A 12,235-nucleotide genomic window follows, 5' to 3' on the forward strand; every position below is an offset into this window, starting at 1 on the left:
CGCCACGGCGATCAACGACCGCGGCGACGCGCTCTTTTACTACTACTTCACCTCCAGCGGCGTTTACCTCGAAGGCGAGGGCTCGTTCGGACTGGGCGAACTCATCGATCCTTCACAGGGCCCCTGGCTCATCGAGTGGTTCGGCGCCAACGACATCAACGAGTCGCGCCAGGTCGTGGCCTACGCGCTCAACCTCTCGACCAACGCCTCGGCGCTGATCCTCTTCGCCGCCAAGGGCGCCCGCTTCTATGCGGCCTGTGTCGCCGCGGCCTTGCCCAACGCCGTGTGTGTGCCGGCCTTCTCGCCGGAGACCGTGCACCGGGATGCGTGAAACGATAAAATTATCATAGGAGGTTCTTATGTTGCTTCCGGAAATTGTCACGATAGACAAGGAGATCATGAGCGGAACCCCGGTCTTTAAAGGCACGCGTGTGCCAGTCAAGAATCTTATTGATTATTTGGAGGGGGATATGCTATCGAGATATTTTTGGATCATTTTCCCGCTGTAAAAAGAGAGCAAGTCATAAAATTTCTCGAAGCTTCGGGCCGCGAATATCTCATGAGTCACTATCATGAAAGTCTTGCTTGATGAATGTGTGCCGCGGCCATTGAAGGTTGATTTCAATTAGGAGAAGTCATGATTCAACAAAATCAAGAACACGCGAAATTGCTGTCCGAACGCATTACCATCGATCCAGGAATCTGTCACGGGAAACCGTGCATACGTGGGCTGCGTTACCCGGTTGAAATGATTTTGGAGTTGCTCAGCTCCGGAATGACAACCGATGAGATTTTGGCAGATTACGAGGACCTTGAGGGTGACGACATACGCGCGGCATTGGTATTTGCGACCCGACTAACGCAGGTCAAACGCATGCAAGCGGCTTTGGTATGAACTTTCTCGTAGATGCACAACTGCCTCGCCGACTCGCGTATCGAATGCGGGATTTCGGTCACGATGTCCTGCATACCCTTGACCTGCCGTTGAGGAATAGAACACCTGATTCAGAGATCAGAGAGCTATCCTTGCGCGAAAATCGTATTGTTGTCAGCAAAGATGGAGAATTCGTTGACTCCTTGATCCTTCAAGGTGAGCCCTACCAATTGTTATTGGTTTCAACCGGCAACATCAAGAATGCCGAGTTGGAGACATTGTTCATGCAGAATCTCGCACAAATCGTGGAGGCATTTGAACAACATAGCTTCGTTGAGATCGATAGAACATCCGTCACAATTCACTTTTAGGCATGACAACGCCATTGGAATACGACGTTATCATTAGCTACAGCCACAAAGACAAGCCGGTGGTACGCGAATTGTTTCGCCCGGCGTGAGGAAGCGGGATGGTTTGCGGGTGTGGCGGGATGAATTGTACATGCCTGGCGCGGGATGCTTGTCTTGGAAATTTTCAAGACCCAAAACTCATACACCCCTCGCGTGCGGAATTTCACCACACGAATAATACTCGATCTCTGGGCATTGCATCACTGTTAAGAGTTATTGCTTGCCCCAAACCGCTGTTGATTTTTCACAAGCTCTGAGATGCTGCAAAATACGCCATCATTCATCTCTGACCCAAGGAAGCGCATGAATTTCAGATCATCCATCTTCCGCATTGTTACAATAGGATTTGCCTTCATGAGCACGCAACTTTTCGCAGAATCCCCCACGCTGCACTATCAACTCGGCATGTCGCAGCCGCATACGCATTTATTCGAAGTCGATTTCACCGTTGCTCAAATCAACAAAAATGAAAACCAGCTCGATTTCATCATGCCGGTGTGGCGCTCCGGCCGTTACGTGATTCTTGATTTTGCCGGCGGCGTGCAGGAATTCACGGCCTACGCCGGCAACGATCGCAACAAAAAATTACCGTGGTCGAAGATCGACAAAATGACCTGGCGCGTGAAAACCGATGGCCAGGCTACAGTGAGCATCAGTTATAAAGTCTATGCGAATGAATTCAACCTGCGCACGCGCGGCTTGAACGATCAACATGCTTTTGTCGACGGCAGCGCGGTGTTCATGTATCTCGAAAAATACCGCAATCAACCGCTCACGCTGCACGTCAAGCCTTACGGCGATTGGCATGTCAGCACCGGCCTGGATCGCGTGCCGGGCAAAACCAATCACTTTCACGCGCCGAGTTTCGATTACCTCGTCGATTGCCCGCTCGAAATCGGCAATCAACAGGATTTCGAATTCGAGTTTGAAGGCAAGAAGCATTATTTGAGCATTTTTGGCGAGGGCAATTGGGAGAAAGACAAGCTGCTCGAGCGCCTGCGCAAAGTCGTTGAGACCAATTTCAAGTTTTGGGGTGAATTGCCTTACCAACATTTTACCTTCATGGTGCACAGCGCGCCGGGCATGGGCGGCGGCACGGAGCATATCAACTCGACGATCATGGGCATCAATCCTTTTGGTTTTCGCACCGACACGGGCTACGACAGGTTTACCAGTTTGTCGATGCACGAGTTTTTTCACACTTGGAACGTCAAGCAATTGCGCCCGGCGGGCATCAATCCGTATGATTTCACCAAAGAAAATTACAGCCCCTCGTTTTGGATTTCCGAGGGCACGACGGATTACTATACGATGCTGTTGATGCGGCGCGCCGGTTTTTATTCGGTCAATCGCGTGTTGACCGATTTGGGCAACATGATTCGCAACGATCGCCAGCGCCCTGGGCGTAAAATTCAATCGCTGGAAGAGTCCAGCTTCGACGCCTGGGTCAAATTTTGGAAACCTTCCGAGAACGGACAGAATCGCGAGGTGAGTTATTATGACAAAGGCGGCGATGTGAGCTTGCTGCTCGATCTCGAAATCCGGCAGCGCTCGGAGAATCGCGGCTCGCTCGATCGCGTCATGCGCGAAATGTACAAGCGTTTTCCGCTCAAAGGGCTTGGTTTTTCGCCGGCGGATTTTCAAAAAGTTGTGGAAGAAGTGGGGGAGGGCAGCTTCGATGAGTTTTTCTCAAAATATGTTCGGGGCACGGCAGAAATCGATTTTGCAAAGTTTTTGGCTTATGCCGGCCTGGAAGTGCAGGAACGCCAATCGAATCCGGCGAAGCTGTGGCTCGGCATTGCAACCCGCGAGCGCGAGGGGCAGGCGATGATTACAGCGGTTATTGCCGGTTCACCGGCTTATGAAGCCGGTTTGAATGTGGGGGATGAGTTGGTGGCGCTCGAAGGCTATCGCGTGCGTTCCAATCAGTTGACGGATCGTCTCTCGGATTTCAAAGCCGAAGACACAATTCGCCTCACAGTTTTCCGCGCCGAGCAATTGCGCGAGTTTCAGGTGAAGCTGCAGGCAGAAGAAATTCCGGAATTCACCGTCAAACACCGCGACAATCCCACGGAGTTGCAGAAGAAGATTTATGAGGATTGGCTGGGCGCCGTGTGGCCGGGTGATGAGGAAAAATGAGCAATATTGCACGGCAATATTGGCGTTGCATTGTGTGTGGGATGATTTTATATTCTCGACAAAATTGCTCACGGATCAACTGCTTTCGCATGAATCAAATGCAATTGAAAAGAGTGATACCATGAAACAAAAAGTCATCAGCCGCCATATCGTCAGCGATCCCGAGATTTGTCACGGTCAGCCGACTTTTCGCGGCACACGCATTATGGTTTGGCAAGTTCTGGATCAGGTTGCACACGGCATGGCTTGGGAAACGATTGTCGCTGAGTGGCAAGGCGGCATCTCGAAGGAAGCTATCGCCGAAGCTGTCAACCTAGCAAATCAGGCGTTCGTCAAACATGCTAATGAATACGTGCTGGAGCCGATATCCGCATGATCGTTCTCGACGAGAACTTTCCTGAAAGCCAGCGCCTGCTTTTACGAAGCTGGCGAATCCGGTTTCGTCAAGTCGGCTATGAGATTGGCCGCCGAGGCATCAAGGATGATGACATCATAACGTTATTGTTACAGCTTCGCCGCCCCACTTTTTTCTCATTGGATTTTCATTTTTATAAGCGTAAACAGTGTCACGCACAATACTGCTTGATCTATTTGGATGTGTGGCAATATGAAGCAGCCGCATTTGTTCGGCGCTTGCTTCATCACGAAAGATTTGACACGAGTGCCAAGCGAATGGGCAGCATTGTTCGTGTATCACAAGTGGGGCTATCGGTCTGGCAGCTTCATGCGACAGAAGAAAACCTTTTTTCGTGGGATTGATGATTGTCTACTCCCAGATAAAATAACATCTGTATCAAAACGATCTCTTGGCAATGACTCTATCTCAACCGATGACCCTCACCGAAAAAATTCTCCTGCAGCACGCGCTCGGCTGGGAGAAAAACTATGTGCAAGCCGGCGATATTCTTGCCATCGCGGTGGATTGGACGATCGCGAGCGAGCTGGCGTGGAACGGCATGAACATGACGTATGAAGCGCTCGGCCGTCCGCCGTTATTCAACAAAGATCGCTTCTATCTCGCGCTCGATCACACCGTCGATCAAAACACCCTCGCCAGCGACAAGCGCACGCAGAGTCTCGTGCAGCTTTCGCGCAGCTTCGCGCGGGAAGCCCGGCTCAAATATTTTTATGACGCCAATCAAACCATCATGCACACGGAGTTTTTTCGCCAACTGGTGCGGCCGGGTGAAATCGTGCTGGGCGCCGATTCCCACACCAGCTCGCACGGCGGCATGGCGGCGTTGGCGATCGGTTTGGGCGGCTCGGATATCGTCGCGGCGATGGTGCGGGGCTTTTCGTGGATTCAAGTGCCGGAGGCGATACGCGTGCATTACGCCGGCAAACTGCCTTTTGGCATTACCGGCAAAGACGTCATTCTCAAAACTCTCGGCCAGCTCGGCCGCAATACGGTAGCGATGGAACGCACGGTTGAGTTCACTGGCGATCATCTCGAAGATTTCTCCACCGATTTTCGATTCACGATTGCAAACATGACCGCCGAATTCGGCGGACTCAACGGCATTTTCCCGGCGGATGCCCGCGTCGTGCAGACGATGCAACAACGCCGCGAGCCGCAGTTTCGCGAAGGCGGCTGGTGGTTTGCCGCGGATGAAGATGCGAATTATGTCGAGAGCTTTCGCATCGATCTCGAGGGCTTGCTGCCGCAGGTGGCGAAGCCGTTTTCTCCGGATAATGTTTTCAACATTGCCGAGACGGCCGGGCAAAAACTTGACGGCTGTTTCATCGGCGCCTGCACCACCACGGAAGAAGAGTTGATTCTTGCGGCCTTGTTGCTCGAAGCCGCACTTGCAGAAGGCAAGCGGCCGCTAGACTCACCGAATCGCATCGTTGTGCCCGGCAGTCTGGAAATCGCCGGACATTTGCAGGACAAGGGACTCATCGAAGTTTATCGCCTCGCCGGCTTTCGCATCAACGAACCCGGCTGCAGCATGTGCCTGGGGATTGCGAGTGACCGCGCGTTACCGGGAGAAATCTGGCTTTCGTCACAAAATCGCAATTTTCACAATCGCATGGGCAAAGGCAGCATTGCGTGGCTGTCTTCGGCATTGACGGTTGCCGCTTCGGCGTTTGACATGAAGATTGCCGACCCGCGGCCGTTGATTGAGAAGATCGATCGCGCGCGTTTTCAAAAACTCACAGCCTCCCAAAATGGGATGCCGACGGTTATTCATACGCAACCGCGGCCACAAGCCGTTGCTGGCAGTACGAGGGAAGATGCGGCGATTCAGCAAAATCATTCTGCGCCGATTACTGGCAGGGCGCAAGTCTTCGGCGATCACGTTGATACCGATGCCATGATTGCGGGGGAATTTTGCCATTTGTCCGATCTTAAAGAAATTGGGCAAAAAGCGTTTTATCATTTCCGTCCGGAGTTTGTTCAGCGCGTGGCTGACGGTGAAAATATCGTCGTCGCGGGCGAGGGCTGGGGTAGCGGTTCGAGTCGCGAGCATGCCGTGTGGGCGCTGAAAGGCGCAGGCGTGCAGGCGGTGATTGCAAAAAGTTTTGCTTATATCCACAAACGCAATCTTGTGAATGACGCATTACCTTTTATAATTTTGCGCGATGAAGATTTTTATCAAAGTGTACAAGACGGCGGCGAATTGCGAGTCGATCTCGCGACCGCCACGGTAACACACAACGGCAAAACGTATCAAGGCGCTTCCCTGCCGCCGGTGATGCGGCGCATCATGCAAAGCGGCGGCCTGGTGGCGAATGTGAAACAGGAATTGGAAACATCCCGGAAGGCGGGAGGGTGAAGGGCGCATGTTCCGCCGGTGGATTTGAATAGCCAAGTCACTTTCACGGGAGCCGGCAATCTCGCAGCGAGTGGATTGACTTCAACTAACATGGAGGGATGCAGAGCATGCAGGATATCGATCGCGCGTTTAAAACCATTCTCGCGCTGACGCCAAATTGCTTTCTGGATTTGCTTTTTGGCCGCAAGAGAAAAATTCATTTCAAGGAGATTGCAGATCCGCAAATTAATCTCCCCGAATTGCGCGGCGACAAAGTGCTGCTGGTAAAAGACAAGCGTAAGACGTATGCGGTTTTTCTTGAAGCGATTTTGCATCCCAAGCAGTCGGAATTACCGGTGTTCGCGCTCAAGGCTTTGGGCATGCAATATCTCTTGAAAGTGCCAACACTCGTAACGATCGTTTATTTGGAGAAGAAAAAGCATGCCGTTTTTCCGGAGGGCTATGAAATCCGGCTAGGCGCGTTGTCGAACCAAATCCGGCTGGCCAGCGTTTTATTGTGGGAGTATGAAGCGCGCATCTTAAGCGGTGAGTTGAAGGAACTGGCGCCGTTTCTGCCGCTGTTCCACATTAAGCCCGACCCTCATCTTATTGTGGCGCAGAAAGAATTGCTCCAGCGCGTGCCCGATCCCAACGTGCGGGCAGACTTGCTTGCAACGGCAATGATCGTTGATATCCGTTCCTTCGGGGTCGAGGTCGTGAGAACCCATTTTCAGAAGGAGATTCATATGTTGAAACGAACCAGCATAGTCGAAGATTGGTTGAAGGAAAGCTTTCAAAAAGGCAAGCTCGAAGGAAAACTCTAAGGTAAGCTCGAAGGGGAACGCCAAGGCAGGCTCTCGCTTGTGCATAAAATTCTAAAACAAAAATTTGGCCGGATACCCGCAGAGCTTCAGAATCGACTGCAAAAACTGGATGACGAGGGTTTGGAGCGCTTCAGCCTGGCCTTGTTGAACATTAATACATTGAAAGAGTTGAACCTCTGGCTGCGTAATGGCGCTTCCGCATCGCATCACGGTTGATGTTTCAACAGGTATTGTCATGATCAACACAGCTCGGATCCCCGTTTCCACCAAAGGCTTTACCGACATTCACGATCTCACGCCGCGCGTGCGCGCCGCTTTGCACGAAACGAAGCTGCAAAACGGCGCGGCAACGGTATTCGTTTCCGGTTCGACGGCCGGGATCACCACAATCGAGTATGAGCCGGGCCTGCTACAAGACTTGCCCGCCGCCTTCGAAAAGCTCGCGCCTGTGAATGCGCAGTATGCACACGATAACACCTGGCACGACGGCAATGGCTATGCGCATGTGCGCGCCGCATTGCTCGGGCCGTCACTGGTTGTGCCGTTTGCCGAAGGCGAGCTGTTGCTCGGCACGTGGCAGCAAATTGTTTTGATTGATTTCGATAATCGGCCGCGGCGACGCGAAATCATTGTTCAGTTTTCCGGTGAATAAATTTCATGTTTGGCGCTGATCAACAAAACCGTTTCATTAAGATATTCTTTTTTATTTTGTGTTTTGGGGCATTCAACCTCGTTTTTGCCCAAAGCAACGACTCAACGCTTGTCTCATCTGCTGACGCCACGCCTTCTGCGCAATCCTCTCTCATCATCGAGCGCATCGAAATTGTCGGCGCGACCAAAACCAAACCGCATGTCATCCACCGCTATCTCAGTCTCAAAGCCGGCGACGCAGTCACGCCGGAAGCGATTGACCGCGATTACGAAGCTCTCTCCGCGACGCATTTTTTTAAACAAGTCGAGTTTAGTTCGAAGCCCGGTGGTGCAGCAGGCAAAGTGATCCTGGTGATCGAAGTCGTCGAACGCCGCTGGCCCTGGTTGGAATTTGCCGGCGGCTTCAGCGAGCTGGAGGGATGGTACATCGTGCCCGCCGGCGTGCGGTTCGACAATACGTTCGGCAACGGCAATATCGCCGGCGGACGCTTCATCATTGGCGACCGCACCGGCGGTTTCTATCTGCATTTTCGCCAGCCTCAAATTTTTTCTTCGAGTTTCGATTTGCAAGTCGAAGCCGGCTCGAATTCCACGGATTTCATTCATTATCTCGCCGCGCGTGAAGCCGTTCATCGTGTTGACATTGGCAGCGGACGCATTGCGTTCGTTGGCAATCGCGGGCTTGCGCGTTATTTTTCTGCCGGCTTTCGTTTCAACGTCGCCCGGCCTGAAGCCCAATATAAAATCGGCGACACCACGCGCACGGATTTCCCGCCGGAACTCGCCGGGCAATTGACCAAAAAGAGAATCAATAGCTTTTTTACCCGGCTGCAAGTCGATACCCGCGATCAAGTTTATTTTCCGCATACCGGTGTTTGGGGCGCGCTTTCGCTCGAGACCGCGAATGTCTGGACTGCGAATTCATCGTCAAGATTTGAGCGCACGGGAGATTTTCGCCGCCTAATTTTTGATGCCCGTCTTTATCAGCCGATTGGCGCAAACGTGTTCGCGGTGCGCGCGAAAGCCGGGTTGGTTTCACGCGTGGCCCCGTTTTACGAGCGCTTTTATCTCGGCGGCGCGTATTCGCTGCGCGGTTTTGCCGAGCGCGGTATGACGCCGCTGGGCTGGGGCACGGAATTGCTGCTTGCGCAAGCAGAGATGCGCTTCCCGGTTGCCGGCGATCCGCAGCAACCCTCGCTGATGGCCGCGCTTTTTTTCGATGCCGGCCGCGTTGCCTCTGCTGATTTGTCCGGCGAACAAAACCGCTTTTTCACCGCCGCCGGCGCCGGCTTTCGCGTGAAGGTTCCGATCATCGGCCTGTTACGCTGCGATTTTGCGTATCCGCTCGATCGCGACGACTTTCGTTTTCATTTCGCGTTGGGACAAACGTTTTGATGGGAGAAGCTGATTGTTCTCTCACGGCTTGGCCGTGAGATGGCATTTTTTGTTGCGTTGTAAAGGACTTGGCTTGGCCAAGTCCTATGCCGGATTGTTTTGGCCGCATTTTCAGCTTGTCAAAAATAATCGCCCAGGCGCTGATTTGAATAATCACAGTTTTAATCAGAGAATAAACAGCAACGATTGAACCGTTGCGGGAACACATAAAAAATTTGATGGGCCGCCTTCTTCACATCACGCCCGCCGTTTTCTTCGCGCTGGCAATCAGCCTCGCTGCGCAGACGCCGCGCATCGTTTCACTGTCTGCCGAACCCTTGCACGACAGCCTCGCGGTGAAAGTGCAGCTTGAGGATCTATTCCCAACCAAAATTGCCAACACCATTCGCAGCGGCTTGCCCACCGTGATCCGTTTCGATTTTCGCCTCATCGATGAATCCGGGCGCGAAGTCTTGCGTCTCACCGAAGCCATGGAAATTCTCTATGACATTTGGGCGCAACGTTTTCGCATCACGCTCGACGATCAGCAGCATTTTGCAGCTTCCTTCGAGGAGATGAAGAAGATTTGCAGTGAACTGGAACGCCACATACTTGCAGCGCCGGCCTCGTTGCGGGCGGCCTCGCCATACCGTTTGCGTCTGCAAGTCACCGTTATTCCCATCAGCAGCCGGCAAAATCATCAATGGCGCGAGCGCATCGAATCCGCTGATCTGCAAGATGAAGCAGCGGCCTCGGAAGCCGGACGCTCGGGTTTCAGCGTGAATGTGAGTCGCTTGCTTTCCTTTTTTCTCAGCGGCAAAGAACGCGTGCACGGCGCTTCGGAGTGGGCGACTTCCTCACCGTTTCAACTTCCCGCCCAACCATGAAACGGCTGCGCTCGAAATTCATTGTGATGTTCGTGCTGCTCACTTTTGTGCCGGCATGCGCGATCGCCTGGCTTGCAAAAAATTTGCTGGACAAGGCGTTGGCCATCGGCATGCAAACGGAATCCGTTGCTGGCTTGAATGCCGCCTTGCAGGCCGTGCAACAACTCACACAGCAAGAACGCGCACAACTCGCGCGCGAGATGCAACACATTTCCGTTTCAGCGCAGCAAGATATTGCGCCTGCACTGAAAGTGATGGACAAAACGCATCGAATTGTTCTATTCGATTCAGCCGGCAGTGTTCTACAATTCTGGCCGGATTCCGCGCAACAAGACTTGCCGCGTTTGCCTGCGATGCAGCTCATGCCCGGCTCGCTGATCGATGCCGGCAGCGATTCGCTGGCCATTCGGTTGGCGATTGCACTGCCGCAGCAATCAATTCTCGTGGGCGAACGGCCAGTGCCGGCCGAGTTGCGCCAGCAAACCGCCGCGATTTTGCAGGCCGCACAGTTTTACAATATCATCGATCTCGAAAAAGCGCATTTGCAGCGCAGCTTGTTGTTGGCGTTTCTGGCGATTTATGCGCCGGTGTTGCTGCTCAGTGTTGGGCTCGGGTGGTATCTCGCGCGACGCATCACTGCACCGTTGCAGGATTTGGAAGAGGGCGCGCGCCGCATTGCGCAAGGCGATTGGCAGCATCGCGTGCCGATTCGATCCCAGGATGAAATTGGCGCAGTGGGCAGCGCATTCAACACCATGGTGGATGATTTACGGCGGCAGCAGGAACAAGTGATTGCGCTGGAAAAAATGGCGGCCTGGCGCGAGATTGCGCGCGTGCTGGCGCATGAAATCAAAAATCCGCTCACGCCCATTCAGTTGATGGCGCAGCAAATGGTGGATGAGTATCGCGGCACAGACGAAAACTACCACGCGACTTTGCGCGAAAGCAGCAGCATCATCAACGACGAAATCGAAAAGCTGCGCCGCCTGGTGCGTGAATTCTCGGATTTTGCGCGCATGCCCGAGTTGCATCCCGCGCCCGCGCAGCTCAATGAGCTTGTTGCAGAGATCACCCGCCTCTACCCGCAGCGCGCAGTAAAAACGGAATTGGATCACAACCTGCCAATCGTTACCTTTGATTGGGAAGCGCTGCGCCGCGTTTTATTGAATTTGATTGAAAATGCTTTACAATCTTCGCCGCAGGCGGAAGTCATCATTTCAACGCGCCGCGACCAAAATCATGTCGAGATTAGCGTGGAAGACACCGGCGCCGGCATCTCGCCAGAAAATCTCTCGCGCATTTTCGAGCCTTATTTTTCCACTAAAAAATCCGGCATGGGCTTGGGACTGGCGATTGTGAAGCGCATTGTTGAAGAACATGGCGGCAAGATTGAGGTGACCAGCACGCCCGGTAAAGGAACGCGGTTTCAATTAAACTTGTCACGAGGGTGACATAGATCAATTGTCTATTCCGTCAAATGAATAATCTGGGGGGCAATGTATCTTATGTTGGGAGAAAAGCAGAAAACGAAAAAATATTTTCAGGCCTAGCGCTCGTGGATCATGATTCGATAGAGAGAGCCTTGCGAAAAGTCTGATGGTCTTTTTGCAGCAAATTTAGCAGAATCAACGCTGGCCCCCGAGGAGCTTGTTCTCCTTTTTCCCACCGCTGGAGAGTCGTAACACTTATCCCAAACGCGGTGGCAAAAGCATTTTGGGTAGCTCCAATTTTGACGCGAAGTTTTCTGACATCTACAGTTCGAACGTGATGAACCTTTGTGCCATTCTTTTTTCCCTCTGCAAAGGCAATGGCTTCTTCAAGCCCCTTTTTAATGCTTTCGTATACTTGGTTCATGATGTTTCTCTCTTAGTTTGTTGCCACCAAAATTTTAACCAATTTCGCAAGCTGATTGCGTTCAGCTTTACTCAAATTATCCTTCTCGCCTATTCCGTAGATTGTTAGTAAAAATAGCGGAATGTTTTCGTTATGAAAATAATAAATGACTCGTGTTCCGCCGCTCTTGCCTTTGCTTTCTCGCGCCCATCGCAACTTTCGAACCCCGCCCGTGCCTTGCATAATCACGCCTGCCTGTGGATGAATTGCGAGAAACTCAATAAGCTCATCGATTTCCTCCTCCGTGAGCAAGTGTTGAGCCCGACGCGAGAATTCGGGCAATTCCGCAATCGTCATGTACATGTCAATAGATACGATATCACTGCTATCCGGTTAAGCTCAAAAATTGGTTTTGGGCGAACGAAGAATAACGAGTTAGCTTCAGAAAAAGCTAAAAATAAAAATTTCTCAAAAACAAGCTTCGAAG

The 12,235-nt window shown here is 52.4% G+C and carries 14 protein-coding genes and 1 pseudogene; 13 read left to right on the top strand and 2 right to left on the bottom strand.

From position 1 onward, the window contains the following. Positions 1-359: 359 nt before the first annotated feature. From FBQ85_17685 to FBQ85_17745, 13 genes and pseudogenes are all read left to right on the top strand, one after another. Positions 360-589: pseudogene (locus tag FBQ85_17685) on the top strand (DUF433 domain-containing protein). A 48-nt stretch (positions 590-637) separates the two neighbouring features. Next, on the top strand, positions 638-895 hold the full coding sequence (locus tag FBQ85_17690; protein MDL1876967.1) for a DUF433 domain-containing protein: 258 nt from the start codon (positions 638-640) through the stop codon (positions 893-895). Continuing rightward, positions 892-1,245, top strand: coding sequence for a hypothetical protein (locus FBQ85_17695; protein MDL1876968.1), 354 nt, complete (start codon positions 892-894; stop codon positions 1,243-1,245). The genes FBQ85_17690 and FBQ85_17695 overlap by 4 nt, the downstream gene beginning before the upstream one ends. A gap of 297 nt (positions 1,246-1,542) precedes the next feature. Then, on the top strand, positions 1,543-3,423 hold the full coding sequence (locus tag FBQ85_17700) for a M61 family metallopeptidase (protein MDL1876969.1): 1,881 nt from the start codon (positions 1,543-1,545) through the stop codon (positions 3,421-3,423). Next, positions 3,377-3,799 carry a DUF433 domain-containing protein gene (locus tag FBQ85_17705; protein ID MDL1876970.1) on the top strand — a complete coding sequence of 141 codons (423 nt, stop codon included), beginning with the start codon at positions 3,377-3,379 and terminating at the stop codon, positions 3,797-3,799. The genes FBQ85_17700 and FBQ85_17705 overlap by 47 nt, the downstream gene beginning before the upstream one ends. Next, positions 3,796-4,182 carry a hypothetical protein gene (locus FBQ85_17710; GenBank protein ID MDL1876971.1) on the top strand — a complete coding sequence of 129 codons (387 nt, stop codon included), beginning with the start codon at positions 3,796-3,798 and terminating at the stop codon, positions 4,180-4,182. Before FBQ85_17705 ends, FBQ85_17710 begins: the two co-directional genes overlap by 4 nt. Before the next feature lie 71 nt (positions 4,183-4,253). Further along, entirely contained in the window at positions 4,254-6,200 is a 1,947-nt protein-coding gene (locus FBQ85_17715) for a 3-isopropylmalate dehydratase (protein MDL1876972.1), read from the top strand. Between the two features lie 107 nt (positions 6,201-6,307). Next, on the top strand, positions 6,308-7,003 hold the full coding sequence (locus FBQ85_17720) for a hypothetical protein (protein ID MDL1876973.1): 696 nt from the start codon (positions 6,308-6,310) through the stop codon (positions 7,001-7,003). A 39-nt stretch (positions 7,004-7,042) separates the two neighbouring features. After that, positions 7,043-7,219 (top strand): DUF4351 domain-containing protein, encoded by a 177-nt coding sequence (locus FBQ85_17725; protein MDL1876974.1) that lies wholly within the window; start codon positions 7,043-7,045, stop codon positions 7,217-7,219. 19 nt (positions 7,220-7,238) lie between these two features. Beyond that, positions 7,239-7,655: a YjbQ family protein gene (locus FBQ85_17730; protein ID MDL1876975.1), complete on the top strand. Its 417-nt coding sequence runs from the start codon at positions 7,239-7,241 to the stop codon at positions 7,653-7,655. A gap of 5 nt (positions 7,656-7,660) precedes the next feature. Further along, positions 7,661-9,049 carry a hypothetical protein gene (locus FBQ85_17735; GenBank protein ID MDL1876976.1) on the top strand — a complete coding sequence of 463 codons (1,389 nt, stop codon included), beginning with the start codon at positions 7,661-7,663 and terminating at the stop codon, positions 9,047-9,049. Positions 9,050-9,267: 218 nt separating this feature from the next. After that, a complete protein-coding gene (locus FBQ85_17740) occupies positions 9,268-9,915 on the top strand; it encodes a DUF4390 domain-containing protein (GenBank protein MDL1876977.1) in 648 nt (215 codons plus the stop codon). Further along, positions 9,912-11,366, top strand: coding sequence for a HAMP domain-containing protein (locus FBQ85_17745; GenBank protein ID MDL1876978.1), 1,455 nt, complete (start codon positions 9,912-9,914; stop codon positions 11,364-11,366). The genes FBQ85_17740 and FBQ85_17745 overlap by 4 nt, the downstream gene beginning before the upstream one ends. Positions 11,367-11,475: 109 nt before the next feature. Here FBQ85_17745 and FBQ85_17750 read toward each other — a convergent pair whose 3' ends face one another. Both FBQ85_17750 and FBQ85_17755 read right to left on the bottom strand, forming a co-directional pair. Further along, a complete protein-coding gene (locus FBQ85_17750) occupies positions 11,476-11,769 on the bottom strand; it encodes a helix-turn-helix domain-containing protein (protein ID MDL1876979.1) in 294 nt (97 codons plus the stop codon). Positions 11,770-11,781: 12 nt separating this feature from the next. Continuing rightward, the gene (locus tag FBQ85_17755) at positions 11,782-12,111 is read right to left on the bottom strand and encodes an addiction module toxin RelE (protein ID MDL1876980.1); all 330 of its coding nucleotides are present in this window, start codon (positions 12,109-12,111) and stop codon (positions 11,782-11,784) included. Positions 12,112-12,235: the final 124 nt, after the last annotated feature.

The sequence above is a fragment of the Cytophagia bacterium CHB2 genome (assembly GCA_030263535.1).
Taxonomy (GTDB): domain Bacteria; phylum Zhuqueibacterota; class Zhuqueibacteria; order Zhuqueibacterales; family Zhuqueibacteraceae; genus Coneutiohabitans.

Excerpts from the sequence above, each read along its gene's own strand:
- FBQ85_17690 (MDL1876967.1), top strand. The coding sequence starts at position 638 with ATGATTCAACAAAATCAAGAACACGCGAAATTGCTGTCCGAACGCATT.
- FBQ85_17695 (MDL1876968.1), top strand. The coding sequence starts at position 892 with ATGAACTTTCTCGTAGATGCACAACTGCCTCGCCGACTCGCGTATCGA.
- FBQ85_17700 (MDL1876969.1), top strand. The coding sequence starts at position 1,543 with ATGCTGCAAAATACGCCATCATTCATCTCTGACCCAAGGAAGCGCATG.
- FBQ85_17705 (MDL1876970.1), top strand. The coding sequence starts at position 3,377 with ATGAGGATTGGCTGGGCGCCGTGTGGCCGGGTGATGAGGAAAAATGAG.
- FBQ85_17710 (MDL1876971.1), top strand. The coding sequence starts at position 3,796 with ATGATCGTTCTCGACGAGAACTTTCCTGAAAGCCAGCGCCTGCTTTTA.
- FBQ85_17715 (MDL1876972.1), top strand. The coding sequence starts at position 4,254 with ATGACCCTCACCGAAAAAATTCTCCTGCAGCACGCGCTCGGCTGGGAG.
- FBQ85_17720 (MDL1876973.1), top strand. The coding sequence starts at position 6,308 with ATGCAGGATATCGATCGCGCGTTTAAAACCATTCTCGCGCTGACGCCA.
- FBQ85_17730 (MDL1876975.1), top strand. The coding sequence starts at position 7,239 with ATGATCAACACAGCTCGGATCCCCGTTTCCACCAAAGGCTTTACCGAC.
- FBQ85_17735 (MDL1876976.1), top strand. The coding sequence starts at position 7,661 with ATGTTTGGCGCTGATCAACAAAACCGTTTCATTAAGATATTCTTTTTT.
- FBQ85_17740 (MDL1876977.1), top strand. The coding sequence starts at position 9,268 with ATGGGCCGCCTTCTTCACATCACGCCCGCCGTTTTCTTCGCGCTGGCA.
- FBQ85_17745 (MDL1876978.1), top strand. The coding sequence starts at position 9,912 with ATGAAACGGCTGCGCTCGAAATTCATTGTGATGTTCGTGCTGCTCACT.
- FBQ85_17750 (MDL1876979.1), bottom strand. The coding sequence starts at position 11,769 with ATGAACCAAGTATACGAAAGCATTAAAAAGGGGCTTGAAGAAGCCATT.
- FBQ85_17755 (MDL1876980.1), bottom strand. The coding sequence starts at position 12,111 with ATGTACATGACGATTGCGGAATTGCCCGAATTCTCGCGTCGGGCTCAA.